The organism is Flavobacterium sp. KACC 22758 (genome assembly GCF_028736135.1).
GTDB classification, from domain to species: Bacteria; Bacteroidota; Bacteroidia; order Flavobacteriales; family Flavobacteriaceae; genus Flavobacterium; species Flavobacterium johnsoniae.
The window spans coordinates 172,738-196,537 of sequence record NZ_CP117878.1 but is presented as its reverse complement, the minus strand read 5'-3'; the positions used below and the strand labels follow the sequence as shown (position 1 = coordinate 196,537).

Genomic DNA, 23,800 nt, shown 5'->3' with positions numbered 1-23,800 from the left:
ATTTTTTATAAAGTTATTTGAAATTGACAAACTCCTAATCACTTTTATTTACTTTCAACACAACTTCTGATTTTAATGATGGACAACATCTAGAATCACTATCTCTATATTCAATTTTCTCAACGTAGATACTATCATTTGATATTTTTTTAACATAAAACATAAAATCAGGTATAATACTTTGTATTAATTTCATCTCCTTACCTGTGTTTTTATATATGTTTAAACCACTACTTATATTGGCGTTTCCATCTTTTGCTGTTAGGGAATAAAAAAGAACTATATCATTAATATTATCATTTGTTACATCTCCTAAATATGTTTCTAATACATCTATACCTCCAATCAATTTATTCGTTTTCTTTAATTTTGGCAGTTCTATATTAATGAATTCTTGTTTCACTAATTCTATGGACTTGTTAAAAGAACTGTCATCTAACTTAATAGTTCCTACTATTTTCTTCTGAGGCTCTAGTTTATTACATTCTTCATCATCCCAACATTCTCGACAAGGTTGATTATAAAATTTAATTTTCCTCTTGATTAAACTTATACTATCTGCAAACTGATATTGTGATTTCTCGTCGCCAAAATCCCATAATAATTGGTCTATCTTTCTTAAATACCATATTTTTTTACTTGGTATTGGCTTTTCATTTGATAAAAAATAATAACCTTTAGTTGTTATTTGATAATTTTGATTTTCAATTTCCTTTATTGATTCAGTAAGATAATAAGCTCCCTCCTGTGGTATATAAAAATAAAATCTATTTTTATAAAACCGTAATACTGGATACCCTCCATCACACCTGTTTATCACTGTGTAAAGACTATTTTTCTTTGTTACACCCAATAATGTTAAATTATTTAAATTTACAGTTTCTTTATTCTTTTCTTTATCTTGTCCTTTGCAACTAATAATTAAAACTGAAAAGATTATACTTAAAAATTTATTTATATTCATTTGTTAATATTTTATTATTCATCGCATTTCTTTAAAATTATTGGTAATTGTTCAACTCTGCCTGTGAATGGATTTTCTAAAAACTCTCTTTTTTTTGTTTTTGTATTATAAAACCCTAACCATGTAAACTCAATTTGATTATCAACATATTGAATGTTTGAAATAATTGAATCTTTAGAAAAATTCTTCCAATCCATGTTTTCAGGATAAGGAAATAATGGCGCATCATTAAACTTCATGTTAAAATAATTTGGTGAGATTTTATCAAATTTCGCTTGAATAGTAAAACCTCTGTCGGGCGAGGTAATTTGAAAATATTTTTCTTCAAGACTTAAACTATTGGAGCTATTACAATTATAAAACCATGAAAATTTATCATTTAGTAAAAAATCATCTGTAGAAGTATCTGTATACTTTAAAATCTTATAATTGTCTATCGAAAATATTTTGGGAAATAAATTTATAAAGAACAGATTATTGATGTAAGGTGGAAGCAAATCGTTTTTAATCTGTTTTTTTAAAACCCATTTTTTTGAATCCTGATCATATAAATAAATATTTGCATAGCTATTTTTTTTCAGGTATATACTTTCCTGCGTGCAACCATCTTTGAATTCGAGGTATTCTCTTTTAATACAGTAACAAAAAATATTATATTTCTTAAAATTATTTTTAAGTTTCTTGCTAATTTTTGTGTTCTCCACTTCATTATCAAAATCATTAAAATTAAAATTCGCGTAATATTTATCTTGCCAGTAAGAAATTAAAGAATCGCTTTTAGGAACAAAATGTACAGCAAAATATCCTTCTCTATTGCAATTTAAATAACTAAAAAAAGGATGATCTGACAAGTTTGATTCATCAATAATCAATTGATAACCTGAAAAATAATGTTTATCAAAAAAATCTATATGTAATTCATTTTTTGTTTTTTGAACAACGACATTGTTAAATTTTTGAGTATTTTTTTTACATGAAATACAAACAAAAATTAAACTCAAAATATAAAATCCTTTATTTCTCAATCCTATTACCATCTTTATCAAATTTAGTTTTCATATAATCTTCTGGATTTAATCTATCTTTTCCAAAAAAAGTAACTGCATTCGCGCCATCAGAACAAGCTTCTATATGACAATGCCAAAATTCCTTTTTAATTCCATGTCCTGCTGATCCATTAGGCAATCCATCATAAGATGCATTTCCAGTTGAACCAGAAACAGCAATTTTTTGTCCGTGTTTCACTTTTTGACCTATTCTAACAGAAACGGAATCTAAATGACAATAAAGAATATATACAGTTTTACCATCTTTGTCCTTAGATTTTATATTTACAACATTACCTAATTTTAAAAATCCATATTCGTTTGTTCGAAATGAAGTAACAATATTTTCTACTGTACCACATAGTAAGGAATGGACATCTTTATAATTTGGGCCGGAAAGAATATCAACCCCCTTATGGCCTCTTGTGCTTGTACCATATCTATTGTTATTTTTGCCATGGTTGTCTGAACTTATTTCTGGATTATCCCATACATCTGCATAATTAAAACATTGAGAACAATCATCTGGACAGTTAGTTTTATCATTTACTGCACAGCACTCATATCCAAACTCTTTTAAAAAGCCCTTTTTAAGATACAAATCACTTTTTTCTGCCAACTCTTTCTTTAAAAAATCATTATAAATATCCTTAACATCTGCAAAAGTATAATTCGGATCTTGCTGCCCATATGGTGCATTTGGCAAACTAGACCAACATAAAGAGGATAATAAAGCAGCCTTTTCAAGATTATCATCAATAATCAGTTGAACAATATCACCTTTAAGCCCTCTAAATTTTCTTCTTTGTGAAATTTCAGTTTTGACACCCCTGCTATCTGTTTTCCAAAAAAAACTCTCTTTTCTCTCGCTTACATAACTATATTTTAAAATTGTAACGCAATATTTATCCTGTGATTCTTGATTAAAAGTATTAATATTATAAAGCTTTGCACGATTGTTTTTTTCTACATAATGCCAAACTCCATTTGTATCCTTATAATAACCATTTAATCCCTTAAAAGTGTCATACATAATCTGATAAGCTCCAGCTGCAGAAGTTGATGTGTCACCATAAGGAATATAAATTTGGGGATGAGTACTAAAATCCTTATTATATGGAGCTTTCGTAAAATCTCTATGTCCAAATAATTTTTTATAACCTACTTCTCCAGTAGTTCCTTCCTTAACCCTTAACATACTCATAAATGCCCTTACTCTTGCCTCACATTCACAAGCACAATTTTTATTATTCATTTTAGAAATACTACTCTCAGATTTCTTAACCAAAACAGCACTTTTATATTCCGCCAAACCAAGCAAAGCGCTTTTTTTAGTAATCGCAACCCCGCCATTAGCTGTTTTATTGCCATTATATAAAATCTTATCTTCACCATCTTGTACCACTGCATATACTGTGCGCGATGGCAATTTTTCACTAATTCTATCCCATTGTAACTTTCCTTTTACAGCACCGCTTGTATCGACTGTAGCATCAGTTACTTCAAATAACTTCTTGCCTTTTTCGTAAATCGTGATTTTTAGCTTTTCTCCGGCTTTAATACCACGAGACTTTCCATAGAAATAACTTAGTTGGTTGTAATCGACATGATAATGTCTTTGTTTGGCATCTTGTGATCCAATTTGAGCAGAATAAATTTCTCGTTTATCCTGAACATCCAGACGATTTTTAGATTTAAAAACACCTTCGGTATTGGCTAGTTTCAATTTTGGTGCACTAATTTTTACATACAGCATAGCCCAATCTCCTGCTTTACTTTTTACGTAGCTGTCTAATGTAAACGGGATAAGATTTCCGTCGTAACTTTTTATATTAATTGCTTTGCAGTAATCATCTTTAAAAGCATCATTATCCCAAATTTCAATCGTGAGGTCTTCTCCTATAAGATGTTCCTGCTGTACCCAAATATTTACGGTTTGGTGCCAGCCCGACTTTTCGATCTCTATGCCATTGCTGTCGGTAAACATCATTCCCAGTACTTTTGCCTGTTTTACATCTATACTTAATGTTTTACCCTGCTGCCTGTTTATACGGCATTTTACTATTTCTTTTCCAGCTTTAAGAGGCTTTATGGATATTGTTTTTTTATCTGTCGTTTTATGTGGTATTGCGGTATCCCAAATTACTGTTTCGTTTACAGTCAAATCTGGAAACACTAAATGATCCGCTTCTAAAAAAGTGGTTTTACCTACTTTGGGAACTCCTGTATAACTAAAAGAAATTACATCATTTTCTTTTACTTCAAAATGCCAGTCGTCTTCTTCATGTTTGGCATTCTGCCCATAAGCATTTGCCAGTGTAACATAAGCTTCTATAACATATTTACCGAAATTCATTAATTCATGCCCTGGTATGGTTATACTTTTTCCGTTGCCAATCAGGCGTCCGTTTAGATTCCATTTTACAGCTTGCACTTCTTTAGCTACAGCTTCCTGCTCATCGGGGATATAAAGACTAAATGTGCTTTCTTTTACAGCAAAATTCATAGGGGTCCCTGGTCTTATCACCTCGGCATTATGTGTTATCTGAGAAACAGAATTGGTAATTGTTTCTGCTGAAAAACTTTGTTTCTGTACTTCCTCGGCAGATAATTTATATTGAGCAGTAATTGTATACTTTGCTTTTGTATTTACAGGAGTAAACGATATGGTATTTTCAATTCTAGTCGATTTTAAAACACTTCCTGAAGCATCTGTAACATACATTTTCAAATTTTCAAGCTCCTCATCTGTAGGAGGCATTAAAAAATTGGCTTTAAAACTAGCAGGAAAGTTTTGTCTTAATCTCATTTTTCCTCCAATCATTTTGGTAAAATTACCACCGTCAATTGGCAGGAGTTCAGTTCCTTGCAGTTTGTTTAAAATCACTTCGATGTCCAGACAGCAGTCCGGATAACTTTTATATGCTGTTTCGGCTTCGGGATCGTCTTGTTTAGGTTTTCCGTAGCCTTCAATTCGGTACTTCCCAACTGTTGAAAATGTGTACGTAAAACGTGTTCCTATTTGTTCTTCTGTGTATAATCTCTTGTCTTTATCTCCGTCAAAACCCTCATAAATTACCCATGAAACAAAATCGACATTGCCTTTGCTTACTTTTGCTTCAAACGTACATTCCTGATTAGGGCGTATAACTATTTTCTCAACATTCTTTGTCTGTGCTGATGATACTGCTTTGAAATCAGGATCATTTTTTAAGCTTTTTAAAGCAATGCTTGAAACACTTGGATATGCTGTTTTTAAATTGGGCATTTTTACTGCCGGGTTAATTAATGCAAGCGCCGCCGGATTTGTTTTCTCGGCATGCTCTTTCATAACGGTATTGGTTTGTCCGTGTTTGGCAACTTCTATTTTTCCTCCAACAGTGCATTGCAGTGTTGAAATCTCTGTAAGTACTTTGTTGCCAAAAATACTTGTTTTATCGTAGACCTTTGTCCATTTTGGTGCGGGCGCCAGCGCACAAGGCTGATTACCACCTGAAGATGGTTTTAGGGTGCATTTACCAAAAGTCGCGGCGGCCGGATCGAAAGTTTTATCAATCTCGGTAGCAAAAAATTTTCCTGCCTCGGCATTTAGAATTACTTTATTGTGAGAAGTAACTAATAATTTGGCTGTCTGTTTTGGATTTTCTGCCTTATCACAAGAGCACAAACCTCCATGCACCACAAAATATTTATCGTTGTGTGCATTTTGGACAGTTTCTTTTTCTTGTTTTTCTTCCTGTTCTTTTTCTTCTTTCTGTTCTTTATGTTGTTCTTCTTTTACTTGTTCTTCCTTTTGTATTTCTGCTTCTTCGGCTTCATCAAGTTTAGCTCTTTTGGCATTTATTTCCTTTATTTTTTCTGGAGAAGGAGTCAGCAGTGTTTTCCCCTGAACTGGTTCCTGACCAATTCCATCATTTATTTCTGCGTTCATATTATGGTAATGACGCAAATCATAAGGATCTGTTATTCCAAGTTCTTTAGCAATACTTTCAAGTGTATCATCTTTTTTTACTAAATAAGGTATTGAACTATTCATGGTGCTTATTTTTTATTAATGGCTGATATGTAAATGGTTTCTTTATAATCATAAAAATCATGTTTAATTTTTACGTTCATTTCAAAAAAATCAAAAAGAGATTTTTCTAAATCAAAATGTACTTCATGCTTTAATTCTGAATAGATCAGCTTTTCTCCTTCTATCTTATTTAACCAATATCCTTCTAATTTTGCGTACTTCTCAAATTGTTCAAAAAGTTCATTTCTATCTTTTATCTGCCCAATATATATTACACTATGAATATCATCTTCGGATATTTTTTTGCATTCCCACTTTATCTTCTCATTAAACGGGCTAAGGTTAAAAAGTAAGTCGTAACTTTCATAATCTCTTATCTCATTAAGACTAAAAAGTAAAAGTTCCATTATTCCTTTGGAACAGGAGTTCTCCAGAATATAATCATCAATTGCATTTCGCAAAAAGGCCCCTTTTATATCATCTATAACATGATGTCTGGTTATATTCTTAATTTTTGCGGTATCTTCATCAATAAGATATTTTGGATTGACCCTTAATTGATTATTTTTACTCTCCAGTCTTTTAATTATATCGCCTTTATTTTTTATAAAACAGGTATCTTCTTTTATATCTAACAAAACAGGAAAGAATACAGCATCATACTGTTCAATCATATTTCGAACAACAGGTGTTGCTTGATTCTTTGCATAATCTGTATATGAAAAATTACTTATTTCTACTGTAAATTCTTTTTCTCCTATTGTTTTAAATTGAATTTCATACGTATATACAATTTCATCTATCTTTTGATTTAATCTATAGTGTATATTTCTAACAATCCTAAACTTGTAATCTCCATTAACCTGATCCATGTTCACTATTTTTTAATTAGAATTAAATTTTCTCTGTAATTACAATAAGAATTGCTGATTTCGATATTTGTTTCAGATAATTCAAAATCAAGCTGGGTGGTATTATACTGTGTTTCGTGAGTAATTGATGTAGTAATTACAGATTCCTGATCTGTAACTGTGTCGGGATATTGATATGCGTTACCAGCAGTTTTTATATGCTGAAAAAGTGCATCATTTTGATTATCTTCTCCTTTGTATTTTAGGGTATTCGTTTGAGGGTCAAAACTTTTTTGGCCTTCCCAGAAAACATCATTGTCTAATAGCGGGATTTTCCAATTAAAATGGTAATTATTGTCGTTTTCGGGTTTTTCTACACAAAACAATAGTATTCTTATCAATTCAAAAGAATATATATACTCAGCCATGGCATAGCCGTCTTTTCCTGTTTTTTCAAAAAAATTATTTCGAATATATTCTAACCCTAGACCTTGATGTTTATATCTGAGCTCTTGATCTTTTTGAGCTATTCTTTCTGAAATACCATCAAAATTAGCAAGTAAAAATTTTCCATTTCGTACTTCAAACAAAACAGGAAACAGTGCATCATTATAAGCATGAGCTATTTTTTCAAACTTTGCTTCTGGATTATGATCGTTTATCTTAAAATTATGACGGCTTAATTCTAATCTAAAATTGTAGTTTTCAAATTTTTTAATTTCAATTTCATAAGCAGCAGCGGCTTCATGTTTTTTATCAAATAGCTCATAATTTATTGTATGTTGAATTTTGAAATTATACTTTTCCTCTCCACTCATTTTTAAACAATTAAAAATATTAACGGCTAAAAATATGGATCAATCATTCTATATTTTATCCCTTAAACGGTATTTTTGCAGCATTATAAGACTAACTTATTTAGATAATTACATTATTCATTTGAGTATAAAACAAAAAAACCAACGCTGACAGCGTTGGTTTTTTTATTGAAAAAATTGAGATTTTTTTATTTTACCTCAAAAACGTTATTTGTCTGTTTTACATCAGCCATTAATCCGCTTGGATCGATAGTGATTTTTTTGATTGACGTTTTGTTTTTGTCAATTGTAAAACTATAGTTTTGCTGTGCCCAAGCCCAGTCATCCAAAACAGTTCTTTTTTCGCTTGGATTTGGATTTGGTTTAATGAAATTCATCATTCTTAACGGAATATAAAAAGTTTCAGAAGTTCCATCAGTATAATCAACTTTTAAATCGATAGGCATTGGCATTCTTCCTATTCTTTCTAAAGTTACAGTTGTTTTTCCTGCATTATCTGCTACGTCTTTAATTCCGTAGTCAATTGTATTAGTTGTTTGAGCCCAGTCTGTTAAATACCAGTCTAATTCGGCACCAGAAACTCTTTCTGCACTTCTTTTAATATCGTTTGGAGTTGGATGTTTGAATTTAAAATCGTTGAAATATCTTTTTAAAGCAGCATCAACATTCTCTCTTCCAATTACGTATTCTAATTGTGATAAAAAGATACTACCTTTTACATAAGATGAAATACTGTATGGACGGTTTTCGTCATAACGATCTCCATGCGTTGTTTGCGGCTGTTCTTTTCCTGAATTTACTAAACTATAATACGCTTTGTAATTTCCTGTAAAAGGATTTACCTCTTTTTTGTCTCCTTTTAATTCATTCAAAGCACTGTCTTCGATGTAAGTGGTAAAACCTTCGTCCATCCAAGGGTGTTTTGATTCATTTGATGCTAAAATGTGCTGGAACCAAGAATGTCCTAATTCGTGAGTTGCGGTTCCAAGAATTCCTTCAAGGGTTCCGTTTCCTAACATTAAAGTACACATTGCATATTCCATTCCGCCGTCACCGCCTTGAATAAATGAATATTGTTTGTACGGATATTGTCCTACTCTATGGTTATAATAATCCATAACTTTTACCATTAATGGCTCTAACTGTTTCCAGTTTGCTGTAGTTTTTGGATTGTTTTTGTAGAAGAAATGCAAATCAACATCGTTTGGTCCTTTTACGATATCATGTGTGTATTCTTTGTCGGCTGCCCATGTAAAATCGTGAACATTTGGGGCGATAAAATGCCAGGTAAGTGTTTTTGCTTTTTTAGGATACGTAACCGTTACGCCTTCATCTTCATAACCATGTCCGATTGAATTTTTATCCTGCAGATATCCAGAACCTCCAATTGTATAGTCTTTATCAATTGTAATTTTAACATCAAAATTACCCCAAACACCGTGAAATTCTCTTGCAATGTATGGATCTGCGTGCCATCCTTCGAAATCAAATTCGGCTAATTTTGGATACCACTGCGACATTGAAAGTTCAACCCCTTCAGAATTGTTTCTTCCTGAACGACGAATCTGAACCGGAACCTGACCATCAAAATCTAAAGTAAAAGTAGTTTTTGAATTTGGCAGGATTGGCTTTGCTAAAGTTACTTCTAAAATTGTTCCTGAAACTCGTGTCTGTGCAGTAACTCCGTCTTGTTTGAAATCAGAGATTTTTAAAAATCCAATTTCATTTGGCTTTAAAGTTTCTATTCGGCTTTGTTTAACCTCTTTTCCGTCAGCACCTTTTACTTTATTGACCATTCTTCCGTCAGGATCTTTGATAAAATGGAGACGTGCATCCATTTCACTTCCCGGCTGAAAGGCATTTGGGAATAAATGATAAAAAACTTTTTTCAGGGTATCAGGAGAATTATTGGTATACACCAACTCTTGTTTTCCTTTGTACTGATAGTTTTTTACATCCATTGAAACCTCCATTTTATAATCGGCATGTTGCTGCCAATATGGAGCGCTTTGTGCAAATGTCGAGTTTATACCCAAACTCAGAAATGACAATAAGATAATTTTTCGCATGTTTATATGTAATAGAAAATGGAAGAGTGCGAACTCTTCCATTAGATTAATAGTGTATTATTCTTTATTTTTTAGACATTTTCTCTGCCATTAATAAAGCATTATAAGCGTTTACCATTTTAGCTGTTTTTGATGATTCTGCAGAAGATACTGCTGCAGGTTTCTCACCTGGATTTTCACCTTTACCTAAAACAATTTGTGAAGGAAGCGCAACTCCTGAATCCATTAAAATATGTTTTACCTGAGACGCTTTTAATTTTGGATAGTAAGAACGAATCAATGCTGCAACACCTGCTGCATTTGGAGATGCCATTGATGTTCCTTGTAAAAACTTGTATTTGTTGTTTGGCACTGTTGCGTAGATTTCTTCTCCCGGAGCAAAAACGTCAACGTTTATTTTTCCGAAGTTCGAAAATCCTGCTACAACATTTTCTCCGTATTGTTTATTAATTGCTCCAATTGTGATTACGTTATCAGCAAATTCTTTTACGTTATCTTCAGAGTCATTTGGATAGTTGATGTTTTTTGTTTCATCAATATTGTATCCGTCATTTCCTGCTGCGTGAACGATTAAAACGTCTTTTTTTGCTGCATATTTAATAGCATCGTAAACCCATTGTTTGTGCGGAGAGAAGCTTTTTCCAAAACTTCCGTTGATTACTTTTGCGCCGTTGTCAACTGCATAACGAATTGCTAAAGCGATATCTTTATCATATTCATCTCCATCCGGAACTGCTCTTACTGTTAAAATTTCAACATTATTTGTTACTCCGTCTCCACCTAAATTATTACCGCGAATTTGCGCAATAATTCCGGCTACGTGAGTTCCGTGAAGTGCTTTTTCTTTGTCTGGACCAAAAACAATGTTATTTCCATAACGTGTGTTTTTAATATCTTCAGGATTATCGCCTACGATTTTTCTTCCGTCAAATTCTTTATTTAAATTGTAATTTAACTGATCGTAAACCTGCTCGCCATATTCTTTTAGTTCAGACTCAGGGTCAAAAGTTGAACCTGCGTTTGTAAAAATCTGCGTCATTACTTTTTTACTTTGCAGAACTTTTGGATCTGCCGAAGTAATTGTGCTTAAGTCTTCTAACTTGTAAGTCGTTTTATTAAGCTCTTTTTTGATTGTATTGTGCACATCAAGTAAAAAATCTACTTGTTGTTTATCCTGCAGAGCTTCTTCGTATTTTTCAGTATATTGAGCAAGAGCAGCTTTATATTGTGCTGAACCGTCGTCTCCTTTTTTAACGATACGCGTTAACTCCAGATTTTCGTGAACAGCATCTCCAAGAAAGTTCCAGCCGTTTATGTCATCAATAAATCCGTTTTTATCATCGTCGATTCCGTTACCAGGAATTTCTTTTGGATTTGTCCAGATCATTCCTTTTAGATCTTCGTGCTCGATATCAACACCAGAGTCTACAATTCCTACGATTACTTTTTGTCCTTTTTTTCCTTGTAGTAATTCAGCGTAAGCTTTATCAACACTCATTCCCGGAATAGAATCTTTTAATAAATCAAGGTGACTCCATCTTTTTAATTCATTTTCGCTTAAAGGCGCTTTTTTAACAATCGCCGCAGGCGCTTTAATAAACTCTTTTTGAGTAGAAACTTGCGCTTGTACCGTAGCGCTGCATCCTGCTAAAGCAAGCAATGCAAAAGCAGATAATTTAAGAGGTTTTATATGACTCATGTATCTAATTATAATTGTAAAGTTAAAAGATGGGTCTAAATTATGCTTTTTTGTTACAAAAAACTAACTGTTAACACTGTGTTATGAAATTTTGATTAAAAAATGATTTCAAAGCAGATTTTTCTTAAGTATTACGATGTTTAATTCTAACTAACAGATTAACAAAGTATAAAGTTTCGGCAGATAAAAAAATATTTCTTATTAATACGTCTTCCCGTAATAAGATTCAGGATCAATATTGTATTATTGTACTGCCAAAAACTAAAAAACACTTTATGAGAAAAACTCTACTTTTAATTTTAATCTTTTCTTTCATACAAATAAATGCACAGTGCTGGAAAACAGCAGCTGCCGGATACAGTCATAGTGTCGCTGTAAGAAATGACGGCACTTTATGGACCTGGGGAAATAATGATCAGGGACAGCTAGGCAACAGTACGCCTGCAGCAATAAATATTCCCACAAAAATGGGAACTGCTAATAACTGGAAAACAGCAGCAGCTGGCTGGGGACATACTGTGGCTCTTAAAACAGACGGAACATTATGGGCATGGGGATATGGTGGCTTAGGACAGTTAGGAAATGGTTCTTATAATACTAATTTTAATCTTCCTCAGCAGATAGGAACAGCAAACGACTGGCAGACAATAGCCGCTGGACATGGTCATACAATCGCCTTAAAAAACGACGGCACTTTATGGGCTTGGGGTAATAATTTTTCTGGACAATTGGGTAATGGAACTTCTTTTGACAGAAATACTCCAACGAAAATAGGATCTGATTCTAACTGGCTGTCTATAGCCGCAGGCGGACTTTATACAATTGCACTGAAAAAAGACGGAACTTTATGGGCTTGGGGGAAAAATACTTATGGCACATTGGGAGACGGCACTACAACAAATAATCGTGTACCAAAACAAATAGGAACAGATACTGATTGGAAAACAATAGCCGCAGGAAGTGATCATACTATTGCTATAAAAAATGATGGCAGTTTATGGGTCTGGGGGAAAAACACTAACGGCGCATTAGGAGATAATACCACAATAGATAAAATTGTTCCAACACAAATTGGAACAGATACAAATTGGAAATCTGCAGAAGGTGGTGTAGATTATACTGTTGCTGTAAAAACAGACGGTACTTTGTGGGCATGGGGCTATAATGCTGACGGAGTATTTGGGAATGGTTCAAAAATTAACAGTTTAAACCCTGTACAAATAGGAACAGAAAAAAACTGGCAAATGGTTAGTGGCGGTTCAGTTCATACAGTTGCTGTAAAAGCAGATGAAAGTTTATGGTCTTGGGGAAATAATTCTTATGGTCAATTAGGTGATGGTACATCTATTGAAAAAAATGTTCCCACACTTTTAAATTGTATTGGTTCATTGATAGTAACTACATCTCAAAGCAATATAAATTGTGCCGGCAGTAATGAAGGCTCCGCTTCAATAACATCAGTTTCGGGCGGAACAACGCCATATACTTATCTTTGGTCTAATGGAAAAACAACTGCTTCGATTACAGAATTGGCTGCGGGAGATTATTCTTGTACTATAACAGATGCTTCTTCACTATCTATTATAAAAAACATTACTATTACACAGCCGCCAGCACTTTTTTCTACTGTAACAGTTATTAATACAAATTGTAACAACAATAATGGCAGCATTGAAATTATTGCAAATGGAGGAACATTACCATATCAGTACGAAATTTGGTCAAATGCAATTTACCAAGATTCTAATGTTTTTACCGGCCTGCCATCAGGAAATTATCAAGTAATAGTAAAGGACAGTAAGGGATGTTTAGTGAGCTCCTATGTAGTTATTGAAAAAGAAAGTACTCCTATTCCAACCGTAAGTGCACAAACGCTTAGTGCTTCTGCAACTGTTACTGATTTAAAAGCTGCAGGCAGTAATCTAAAATGGTTTACAACACTTACAGGAGGAAATGCTTTAGCGTCATCTGTTTCACTGCAAACAGGTAAATATTATGTTTCTCAAACAATTAATGGGTGCGAAAGTGCAAGAGCAGCTGTTGATATAACCATTCTCCCTGCATCATATGGAGAAATACCAACAAATGGTTTGGTTGCTTATTACACATTTAATGGAAATGCAAATGATACAAGCGGAAATGGATTTAATGGAACTGCTGTAAGTACAAATTTGACATCTGACCGATTTGGAAACAGCAATAGCGCCTATAGTTTTAATGGAGCCGGCAGTTATATTGATGCTTCTATTGCCAATATTCCTCAAGGCAATGCTGCAAGAACAATTTCTGGCTGGTTTAAAACAAATACTCCAAATCCGGGTGAAAATGGAGATGTATGTATTTTTAATTATGGTGCATTATCAAGATTACAAAGATTTGGACTTACTGTTTATTCAAAAGGTTATCTTGAAACTTCAACCGGGCCAAATGCCATAGGCGATGATTTTTATGTAAACAACTTCAATTATTTAAGTAATGACTGGTATTTTTTCACACTTACTTATAACGGAACCAAAGTATCATTATATGTAAATGGTGTATTTGTTTCAGAAAAAAATGCTGCCTTAAATACTACGAACAATCTTTTTAGAATAGGAAAACGAATTTCAGGAGATACAACTAATGAGTATTTTAAAGGACAAATCGATGATATTGGTATCTGGAATCGTGTTTTGACTCCGGAAGAAATTGCGTCTATGTATACCCCTGGTGAGCAGCCTGCTTATACTTTAATTCCGGATCCGAGTTTTGAACAAAAATTGATCAATTTAGGAATTGATTCCGGAGCTGTAGATGGAAAAGTCCGTACTTCAGATATCGCTTCAGTGGGATCTCTTGATGTGTCTTCTTCTTCTATTTCAGATTTAACCGGAATACAAGACTTTGTATCATTAACTAATTTGAATTGCAGTCAAAATAGTCTGACAGCATTAAACGTAAGTAAAAATACTGCTTTGACTGTTTTAGATTGTAACAACAACCAGATTGCATACTTAGATGTAAGCAATAATCTTGCCTTAACTGACTTAGCTTGTTACTCAAATAAATTAACCTCTTTGGATGTTAAAAAAAATACAGCTTTAACAAAATTAGATTCTGGTTCAAACCAATATACTTCATTGGATGTAAGCAATAATACCGCTTTAACATTTTTGGGATGTAATACCAGCCAATTAACCACTATAGATGTAAGCAATAATACCGCTTTAAAACTTCTGGATTGCCGTGAAAATAAAATCACCACCTTGGATGTTTCTAAAATCACCACATTAACAGAGTTGTATTGTCAGTATAATGAATTAAAAGTTTTAGATATAAGCAAAAATAAAGTTTTAGAATTTTTAAATTGTTCAAAAAATCAACTAACCACTTTGGATATTAGCACAAATAATGCCTTAGTAGGTTTATATCCAAATTATAATCAATTAATAAATCTAAATTTAAAGAATGGAAACAATGATAAACTTATATATCTAAATTTTAAAAACAACCCTAATTTAACTTGTATTCAGGTTGATGATGCGGCCTTTGCTAATGCAAACTGGGCTGCTAAAAAAGATGCCGGCGCTTCGTTTAACGTTAAATGCGATAATTATACTTTAATTCCTGATGTTAATTTTGAAAACAGATTGATCGCTTTGGGTTATGATTCTGGTAGTGTTGATGGAAAAGTACTTACTGCAAACATTTCAAACATTACAAACTTGAATGTGTCGTCAAAAAGTATTTCTGATTTAAGCGGTATACAGGATTTTACATCTCTTACTACTTTAAATTGCGCAAAAAATAGTCTGACATCCTTAAATCTTTCAAATAACAAAAACCTTAAAACTTTGTATTGTGAACAAAATCTACTGACTGCTTTAGATCTTGGCAACAATGTTAGTTTGACAACATTAGAATGCAGTTACAACAAATTGCAAAGTATTAACATCTCAAAAAATCTGGCTTTAAAGAATTTATACTGTATAAATAATCAGTTAACAAATATTGATGTAACTAATAACACTGCATTAGAGCAATTCTATTGTTTTGGCAACCAGCTAACTTCATTAAATGTTACTAAAAATTTAAACTTACTTGGATTAGAATGCGGATTGAACAAATTGACAACTCTTGATGTATCCAACAATACTTTGATGTATTATTTAGAGTGTTATTCTAATCAATTAACAAGTCTTAATGTTACTAAAAACCCTGCATTATTCCATCTTAACTTTTTTAATAACCAGTTAACTTCAATAGACTTATCTCAAAATATTCTTTTAAAAGAATTATATTGTTTAAATAATCAGTTGACAAGTCTTGACTTATCTAAAAATACTGCGCTGACTAATTTAGACTGTAAAAACAATAAGCTGACAGTATTAAATTTAAAAAATGGAAATAACACATTATTAGAAACTATTGATTTAAATTTTACCCAAAATCCTGATTTAACTTGTATTGAGGTTGACAATGCTGCATATTCGAATACAAATTGGCCGGCAGCAAAAGATGCAACGGCATCTTTCAGTGAAAACTGTGGTTCTATTTCAATTCCAGATTCAAATTTTGAACAAAAATTAGTTGATTTAGGAATAGATACTGATGGTTTAAACGGAAAAATTACAATTGCAGATGCAAGTGCTGTGACTATTTTAAATCTTTCAAACAGTAATATTAAAGATCTAACTGGGATTGAATATTTTACCTCTTTAACTTATTTAGATGTAAGCAATAATCAATTGACAACTTTAGATGTAAGTAAAAATATTCTATTAGAAACATTAAACGCTTCTTCAAATCAGCTTACAACATTAGATTTTTCTAAAAATACTAAACTTAGAATTGTGTATGTAGTTAATAATCCTTTGGTTTCATTAAATCTGCGAAACGGAAACAATGCAAACTTTATTCTGCCGCCAAATACCGGCAAAAAATCAGTTTCTGGATTGTACACTTCTTTCTTAGGATTGAAAACATTGGGTTGTATTCAGGTTGATAATGAGAATTATTCAAACGCAAATTGGTCAAATATCAAAGAATCGACTACAACTTATTCTAATACCTGTAAAACTCTGGGTGTTCCTGAATCTGCTTTGAAAAATGTTGTTATACATCCTAACCCAACTAAGGGTGAATTACACATTCAAAACGTAAACCTGGAAAAAGCAAACGTTTATAATGTTTTAGGACAGCTTGTAAAATCATTTACATTAAACTCAAATAATACAGATAATACAATCAATTTATCTGGACTTCCAAAAGGAGTTTACTATGTGTATTTAATCAATCAAGATGCAGCTTCGGCTAAAAAAGTGATTGTAGAATAAATCAAAAAATATCTTGTAAAAATCCCTTTTTCATTAAATGAAGAAGGGATTTTTTTATTTACTAATGTCTGTTTTAGAATTCTCAAATAACATAAATAAAAGAAGCTCTGCTTACGGTTTCCCGTAAGGAATATCCGTTTAAATTTTGTACAATTGCGCGACCTAACCATAAATTCAATCTATGAAAACAAAACTACTCTTATTGCTATTATTAGCAAGCTTTTCTATTCATGCCCAACAATACACTTCTATTCCTGATGTGAATTTTGAAAACAAGCTGATTAGCCTGGGTATCGATTCTGGTGCTCCCGATGGGAGGGTTTTAACATCTAATGTGGCTTCTATAGTTTATTTATATGTTGATACCAGTTCGATTACAAACCTCACCGGTATTGAAGACTTTATATCATTAAAAGAGTTAAAATGTTCCTCAAATCGATTGACACAGTTAAACCTGTCTAAAAACAGGGCTTTAACCTCTTTAGAATGCAGTAACAATCTATTAACAGCACTGGATATATCCAACAATCCATTACTGCTGAAATTAGACTGCTCTCAAAATAAACTTACAGCACTTGATTTTTCTAATAACACGGCACTTAAAACTATTTATTGCTCCAGTAATCAACTTACAGCGTTAAATGTTTCTAAGCAGTTAATGCTGGAGCAATTTTTTTGTTATACCAATAAAATCGAAATTCTCGATTTGTCTTCTAATGTGAATTTGTCTGGCTTAGCATGTCACACTAATCTGCTAAAGAATCTTGACCTAAGCAAAAATACTAAAGTCCATTATGTACAAGCTCATAACAATCCTTTAATCAGTTTCAATATCCAAAATGGCACAAACTATTTGTTTGATGCATCTCTTTCTACATTAACCTTCAACAGTCCAAATCTAAAATGTGTTCAGGTTGACAATGTCGAAGAAGCAAATGTTCGCTGGGCCAGTGTAAAAGGTGATGTACAATACAGTACATATTGTTCTCCTTATACGATAATTCCTGATACCAATTTTGAAAAAAAACTAATTGCTTTGGGTATTGACAAGGATGGTGAAAATGGCAAAGTTCTAACAGCAGATATTACTTCTATAACTTCTCTGAATGTATCAAATAGTTCTATTTCTGATCTGACTGGTATTCAGGATTTTCACAATTTGACGAATTTATCCTGTAACGGAAACTTACTAAGCACACTAGATATTACCAAAAACGTTTATTTAACAGATTTAAACTGTAATCAAAATAAAATAACAGCCCTAAATCTGTCTAATAATAGAGCCCTAAAAACGCTATACTGCTCTTCCAATCAATTGACAAAAATTGACTTGTCTTATAATAGTTCTTTACAGGTTTTGGATATCAGCCAAAACAAACTTGATAAGTTAGAAGTAAACCACAATGGAGCATTAACTTCTTTAAAATTAGATGAAAATTTAATAACAAGTTTAGACTTATTAAACAATAGAGCATTAACAACTTTATCTTTAGAGAAAAATAAATTAGCGATTTTAAATCTTACTAATAATACTTTACTCACCAATGCAGTCTCTTTTAAATCAAATCCAGAATTGTATTGCGTTCAGGTTAGTGACTTAGCATATGCAAACACAAATTGGTTCGATAAAAAAGACCCAATGACATCATTTTCGTCCACTCCTTGTTTACTTTTAGAATATTTTACCTTAATTCCCGATAGTAATTTCGAAAACAAACTGATTAGTCTGGGTATAGAATCAGGAACTGCCGATGGGAAAATTTTAACTTCTAAAGTAGCTTCGGTGGCTTCTTTGAATGTTTCACAAAGTTCCATTTCAAATCTTACCGGGATTGAAGCTTTTGTTGCTTTAAAAACTTTAAATTGTTCAAACAATCGACTGACTCAATTAAATGTGTCTAAAAACACTTTACTAACCTCTTTAGAATGTAATAATAATCAATTAACTGCACTGAATTTGTCTAATAATTCAGCGTTACTGACATTGGAAGTTTCTAACAACAATATATTTGGACTTGATTTTTCTAATAACACAGCACTTAAATCGATTAGATGCTACAACAATTTTATATCTAATATAAATGTTTCTAAACAATTGGCATTAGAGAGTCTGGATTTTGGTTATAATAGAGTAGTAAATATCGACTTGTCTCTCAATGTAAACCTTCAGTCTTTGCTATGTAATGCCAATAGGTTACAAAGTCTGGATTTGAGCAAAAATAATAAGCTCACCACAATGGTTGCTAATATAAACGACTTAACCAGCTTGAACATCAAAAATGGAGCAAATAACCTTTTTTATAATCCTGGTTCTACTATACGATTCGATTACAACGAATATCTGGCATGCATTCAGGTAGATAATGTAGAAGAGGCGAATGCGCGCTGGTCAAACCAAAAAAATCCAAATGCAAGTTTTAATACAGATTGCAGGCCTTATACTTTAATTCCTGATCTCAATTTTGAAAATAAATTAATTAGTTTAGGAATCGACTCAGGAGCTCCAGATGGAAAAGTTTTAACCACCAATATTGCTTCTATAGCTAACTTAGACCTTACAGATTCTTCTATCAAAGACCTAACGGGAATTGAAGATTTTAGAGAATTAACAGGACTGTATGCAAATAAAAATCAAATAACAACATTAGATCTTTCTTCAAATCCAAAATTAACCTCATTACTTGTTAGAGAAAATAAATTGGAAAATGTAAATGTTAGAGAAAATGCTGAATTAACCAATTTATCGATTGGAAAAAACAAATTAACAACACTAGATCTAACTCAAAATACAAAATTAACTTCTTTAAATGCAGAGTATAACAACTTAACAACTTTAGACTTATCTAACAACAAACTGTTATATGTTACAAATCTTACATATAATCAATTAACAACTTTAGATTTATCTAAAAACACTATTCTGGAATATCTGCAATGTAGTAATAACAAATTGACAAGTTTAAACATCAAAAATGCCTCGATTCTCTCTATGTTAGAATGTCAGCAAAATTTATTGACTTCCTTAGATTTATCAGACAATATTGCTTTAAGAAATTTAATCTGCTCAAAAAATGCTTTAACAAGTCTTAATACTGCAAATAACATACAATTAAACTCTATAGATTGTTCTGAGAACAATCTTACTTCTCTTGATCTTTTAAAGAACATTAACTTGTATTCTTTATATTGTGATGTAAATCAATTGACAGCTTTAAATGTATCAAAAAACATATTGCTTGTATCCTTAAGTGTTTATGGCAATTCTTTGACAACTCTTGATGTTTCAAAAAATACTGAATTGAATACTTTTTATTGTTATTCTAACCTATTAACAACCGTTGATATTTCTAGCAATACAAAAATAACTCGTCTACAGGTCGATCTGAATAAATTAACATCATTGAATCTAAAAAATGGAAATAACACCATATTAGACCGTAAGTATACAAATTTCAACAATAACCCAGATTTAACTTGTATTCTTGTTGATGACGTTACTTATTCTAATGCAAATTGGGCACATCTAAAAGATGCGACAGCAAAATACAGTTTAGATTGTTCTATCGAATTTGTTCAAATCTCAGATTCAAATTTTGAACAAAAACTAATTGATTTAGGAATAGATACTGATGGTTTAAACGGAAAAATTACGATTGCAGATGCAACTGCTGTGACTACTCTAGATCTATCAAACAGCAGTATTAAAGATCTAACGGGAATTGAATATTTTACCTCTTTAACTTATTTAGATGTAAGCAGCAACCAATTGACAACTTTAGATGTAAGTAAAAATATTCTATTAGAAACATTAAACGCTTCTTCAAATCAGCTTACCACGATAGATTTATCAAATAATACCAAGCTCAGAATTGTGTATGTAGTTAACAATCCACTGGTTTCATTAAATCTGCGAAACGGAAACAATGCAAACTTTATTCTGCCATCAAATACTGCTAAATCTGCATCTGGTTTATACACTACATTTTTAGGACTTAAAACTCTTGGCTGTATACAAGTTGATAATGAGGCTTATTCAAACGCAAATTGGTCAAATATTAAAGAATCGACTACCACCTATTCAAATACTTGTAAGACTTTAAGTGTTCCAGAATCTGCTATTAATAATGTTGTTATACATCCAAACCCAACCAAGGGTGAATTACATATTCAAAATGTAAACCTGGAAAAAGCAAATGTTTATAATGTTTTAGGACAGCTTGTAAAATCATTTACACTAAACTCAAATAACACAGATAACACAATCAATTTATCTGGATTACCAAAAGGAGTTTACTATGTGTACTTAATCAATCAGGATACAGCTTCGGCTAAAAAAGTGATTGTAGAATAAAAATTAGAATTTAGTTAAACTAAAAATCCCATTTTCATAATTATTTGAAAATGGGATTTTTTATATCTTGAAATTTTTTTTTACAGAATATCTTCGCAAGTGAAAACGTCTTTTAATCGAACGCCTTTTTCTGTATGCTCAACCGTTATAATTTGATTATGAGCATCATGTTCCAGAAACAAATAATAATTATTATCTGCAGCTGAATTTAAAAATTTTGCTTTTTCATCTAAAGTCAAAAGTGGTCTTGTATCATATCCCATTACATATGGAAGCGGAATATGTCCGGCTGTTGCTAATAAATCGGCACAAAAAACAATTGTTTTATCCTGATATTGAATATGCGGAATCATCTGTTTTTCTGTATGTCCGTCTGCATAAAAAATTCCAAAACCCAATTCTTTTGAAAAACCAAAATCGCTTTCAGGTCTTTCAATAAAATTCAATTGGCCGCTTTCCTGCATTGGGATAATATTCTCTGTTAAAAATGAAGCTTTTTCGCGGGCATTAGGTTTTACAGCCCATTGCCAGTGGTTTTCATTTGTCCAAAACTTTGCATTCTTGAAAGCCGGTTCATAAAAAGTTTTATCAGAATTCCACTGAACGCTCCCTCCACAATGATCAAAATGCAGATGCGTCATAAAAATATCCGTAATATCATCTCGGTTAAAACCATATTTTGCCAGCGATTTATCTATTGAATGTGATCCCCAAAACGAGTAATATCCGAAGAATTTTTCAGACTGCTTATCTCCCATTCCGGTATCAATCAAAATTAGTCTGTCTCCATCCTCAATCAGCAGACATCTCGCGGCTATATCTATCAAATTATTTGAATCTGCCGGATTAGTTTTATTCCAAATTGTTTTGGGCACAACACCAAACATGGCGCCGCCGTCTAATTTAAAATTTCCGGATTCTATTGGGTAAAGTTTCATGAGTATAAATTTCTAATAAAAAAACAAAGCTAGGAAATCCAATTTCATTATGCTAAAATTCTATTTAAAAACTCAAAACTGCCATTACTCTAAAGTAACAGAAGCGCTTCCCATTATTTCCTGCTTGTCAAAAAAGTTAACAAAGTAAGTTCCTTTTTTAAATTCATTCCCATCAGAATTTAAAACTCCGTACACATTTACGGGTTTTCCCTGAAAATCTACAGCAACGATAAAACTGTAAACCAAAGCCTTATCGTTTTCAAATTCGATTAATTTATTCTCTCCCAAAACTGTATTTTTTTGATCTAAAACCTGAATATAGAACACTTTTTTTCCGGTTTTTGCAATCGAATTTCCATTAACAGAAAAGCTCACCTTCAATTTTTGAGCATTTCTGGCTTTTTCAGTTTCCAGTTCTTTTCCTGATTTTTTTTCGCGAAATGCTGCTACTTTAAAATTACTGAGAGAAAGTTTCGCTGCATCTTTTATCGCCAATTCTAATTTTTTTTGATGTAATAAGAGCGTATCATTTTCTGTTTTCTGCTTATACATTACCACATTTTGGCTTTCGATTTCAGTAAGCAGACTTTTATTCTGAGATTTTAAGTTTCTAATTTCTAAAACTTTAGCTGCTAAAGCCGTTTTTAAATCTAAAAGCTGTTTTCTGTAAATTTGTATTTGAGCAATCGAAGGATTCTTAGAAACTTTTATAATTTCCATTAAATTTTGAACATTTTTACGTTCAAGTTCTAATTGTTCAGATAACGATGTTTTCTCAAGAAGTGCTACATCATATTCTAATTTTAAAATATTTAAAGAATCGAGTATGCTTTTTTGTGCAGTTGTTTCTTTACTGGGTCCGATAAGTTCAGACTTTTTGGTGATTATTTTAGCTTTCTCTGCACTTTCTTTTAGTTCATTACTAAACAAAAAAAATGTAGCTCCTATCCCTAAAATAAAAAATATAGCTAAAAATGCTCTTAACCATTCATTAGTGTAGTTTTTCTTCATGATTCGTCACAATTTCTTGTAAAAATAATATTATTTTATTCGACAGAACAAGTAGAAATACTCTTTTTTACCATTTAACCATAACTTAATCATCATAATATCAGTAATTTACATAAAAATAAAGCTTTTCTTTCAAAACGTTTTATTGTTGTAAAACAAAAGAGACTTCAATTGATTCTTTTTTAGCAAAATAACTTCTATCTATTTTAACATTTGTTATAATAATGTGAACCGTTATGGAAAAAGGTTTTTAAGTCGTATCTTTGCAGACAATTTCATTTGAACGTTGAAATTGGCATTTAAATTTTCTGTAATAATTTGATTATTATAGAAATGCAAATTAAAATGATCTTTTAAAAACAAATACCATAAACAATGATAAAGGTTTCTGATACAGCCAAAAAGAAAATCATCGATTTGATGACTGATGATGGTTTTGATGCCGCAAGCGATTACGTAAGAGTAGGCGTTAAAAGCGGTGGATGCTCTGGTTTGTCTTATGATTTAAAGTTTGACAAAACCAAAGAAGAAGATGATAAAATATTCGTAGATAACGACATACAAATTGCAGTTGAAAAAAAATCATTTCTGTATTTAGCCGGAACAATTTTAGAATTCTCAGGCGGATTAAACGGAAAAGGATTTGTTTTCAATAATCCAAATGCAAGCAGAACTTGTGGCTGCGGTGAATCATTTTCACTATAAAATAATAGAGAATACCAA

Annotated in this window: 12 protein-coding genes; 3 read left to right on the top strand and 9 right to left on the bottom strand. The window is 31.9% G+C overall.

Annotated features, from left to right (window positions below; all coding sequences use genetic code 11):
• Window positions 1-34 precede the first annotated feature (34 nt).
• From PQ462_RS00915 to PQ462_RS00885, 7 genes are all read right to left on the bottom strand, one after another.
• On the bottom strand, window positions 35-964 hold the full coding sequence (locus tag PQ462_RS00915; protein WP_274252034.1) for a hypothetical protein: 930 nt from the start codon (window positions 962-964) through the stop codon (window positions 35-37).
• 14 nt (window positions 965-978) lie between these two features.
• Entirely contained in the window at window positions 979-1,989 is a 1,011-nt protein-coding gene (locus PQ462_RS00910) for a hypothetical protein (protein ID WP_274252033.1), read from the bottom strand.
• Window positions 1,979-6,046: a PAAR-like protein gene (locus tag PQ462_RS00905; protein ID WP_274252032.1), complete on the bottom strand. Its 4,068-nt coding sequence runs from the start codon at window positions 6,044-6,046 to the stop codon at window positions 1,979-1,981. Before PQ462_RS00905 ends, PQ462_RS00910 begins: the two co-directional genes overlap by 11 nt.
• Before the next feature lie 5 nt (window positions 6,047-6,051).
• The gene (locus PQ462_RS00900) at window positions 6,052-6,897 is read right to left on the bottom strand and encodes a hypothetical protein (RefSeq protein WP_274252031.1); all 846 of its coding nucleotides are present in this window, start codon (window positions 6,895-6,897) and stop codon (window positions 6,052-6,054) included.
• Between the two features lie 5 nt (window positions 6,898-6,902).
• Window positions 6,903-7,694 carry a hypothetical protein gene (locus PQ462_RS00895; RefSeq protein WP_274252030.1) on the bottom strand — a complete coding sequence of 264 codons (792 nt, stop codon included), beginning with the start codon at window positions 7,692-7,694 and terminating at the stop codon, window positions 6,903-6,905.
• 188 nt (window positions 7,695-7,882) lie between these two features.
• Window positions 7,883-9,763 (bottom strand): M1 family metallopeptidase, encoded by a 1,881-nt coding sequence (locus PQ462_RS00890; RefSeq protein WP_274252029.1) that lies wholly within the window; start codon window positions 9,761-9,763, stop codon window positions 7,883-7,885.
• A gap of 64 nt (window positions 9,764-9,827) precedes the next feature.
• The gene (locus PQ462_RS00885; RefSeq protein WP_274252028.1) at window positions 9,828-11,462 is read right to left on the bottom strand and encodes a S8 family peptidase; all 1,635 of its coding nucleotides are present in this window, start codon (window positions 11,460-11,462) and stop codon (window positions 9,828-9,830) included.
• A 275-nt stretch (window positions 11,463-11,737) separates the two neighbouring features.
• Here PQ462_RS00885 and PQ462_RS00880 point away from each other — a divergent pair, with 275 nt between their 5' ends.
• Both PQ462_RS00880 and PQ462_RS00875 read left to right on the top strand, forming a co-directional pair.
• Window positions 11,738-16,777 carry an RCC1 domain-containing protein gene (locus PQ462_RS00880; RefSeq protein ID WP_274252027.1) on the top strand — a complete coding sequence of 1,680 codons (5,040 nt, stop codon included), beginning with the start codon at window positions 11,738-11,740 and terminating at the stop codon, window positions 16,775-16,777.
• 181 nt (window positions 16,778-16,958) lie between these two features.
• Window positions 16,959-21,128 carry a T9SS type A sorting domain-containing protein gene (locus tag PQ462_RS00875; RefSeq protein ID WP_274252026.1) on the top strand — a complete coding sequence of 1,390 codons (4,170 nt, stop codon included), beginning with the start codon at window positions 16,959-16,961 and terminating at the stop codon, window positions 21,126-21,128.
• A gap of 80 nt (window positions 21,129-21,208) precedes the next feature.
• Here the strand turns inward: PQ462_RS00875 and PQ462_RS00870 are convergent, their stop codons facing one another.
• Window positions 21,209-22,066 carry an MBL fold metallo-hydrolase gene (locus PQ462_RS00870; RefSeq protein WP_274252025.1) on the bottom strand — a complete coding sequence of 286 codons (858 nt, stop codon included), beginning with the start codon at window positions 22,064-22,066 and terminating at the stop codon, window positions 21,209-21,211.
• An 84-nt stretch (window positions 22,067-22,150) separates the two neighbouring features.
• The gene (locus PQ462_RS00865; RefSeq protein ID WP_274252024.1) at window positions 22,151-23,077 is read right to left on the bottom strand and encodes a hypothetical protein; all 927 of its coding nucleotides are present in this window, start codon (window positions 23,075-23,077) and stop codon (window positions 22,151-22,153) included.
• 375 nt (window positions 23,078-23,452) lie between these two features.
• Between PQ462_RS00865 and PQ462_RS00860 the strand changes: the two genes are divergently transcribed.
• The gene (locus PQ462_RS00860) at window positions 23,453-23,782 is read left to right on the top strand and encodes a HesB/IscA family protein (RefSeq protein WP_274252023.1); all 330 of its coding nucleotides are present in this window, start codon (window positions 23,453-23,455) and stop codon (window positions 23,780-23,782) included.
• The last annotated feature ends 18 nt before the right edge of the window (window positions 23,783-23,800 follow it).

What these genes read in the sequence shown, in the direction of transcription:
- PQ462_RS00915 (WP_274252034.1), bottom strand. Translation starts at nt 964, where the DNA reads ATGAATATAAATAAATTTTTAAGTATAATCTTTTCAGTTTTAATTATT.
- PQ462_RS00905 (WP_274252032.1), bottom strand. Translation starts at nt 6,046, where the DNA reads ATGAATAGTTCAATACCTTATTTAGTAAAAAAAGATGATACACTTGAA.
- PQ462_RS00900 (WP_274252031.1), bottom strand. Translation starts at nt 6,897, where the DNA reads ATGGATCAGGTTAATGGAGATTACAAGTTTAGGATTGTTAGAAATATA.
- PQ462_RS00895 (WP_274252030.1), bottom strand. Translation starts at nt 7,694, where the DNA reads ATGAGTGGAGAGGAAAAGTATAATTTCAAAATTCAACATACAATAAAT.
- PQ462_RS00890 (WP_274252029.1), bottom strand. Translation starts at nt 9,763, where the DNA reads ATGCGAAAAATTATCTTATTGTCATTTCTGAGTTTGGGTATAAACTCG.
- PQ462_RS00885 (WP_274252028.1), bottom strand. Translation starts at nt 11,462, where the DNA reads ATGAGTCATATAAAACCTCTTAAATTATCTGCTTTTGCATTGCTTGCT.
- PQ462_RS00880 (WP_274252027.1), top strand. Translation starts at nt 11,738, where the DNA reads ATGAGAAAAACTCTACTTTTAATTTTAATCTTTTCTTTCATACAAATA.
- PQ462_RS00875 (WP_274252026.1), top strand. Translation starts at nt 16,959, where the DNA reads ATGAAAACAAAACTACTCTTATTGCTATTATTAGCAAGCTTTTCTATT.
- PQ462_RS00870 (WP_274252025.1), bottom strand. Translation starts at nt 22,066, where the DNA reads ATGAAACTTTACCCAATAGAATCCGGAAATTTTAAATTAGACGGCGGC.
- PQ462_RS00865 (WP_274252024.1), bottom strand. Translation starts at nt 23,077, where the DNA reads ATGAAGAAAAACTACACTAATGAATGGTTAAGAGCATTTTTAGCTATA.
- PQ462_RS00860 (WP_274252023.1), top strand. Translation starts at nt 23,453, where the DNA reads ATGATAAAGGTTTCTGATACAGCCAAAAAGAAAATCATCGATTTGATG.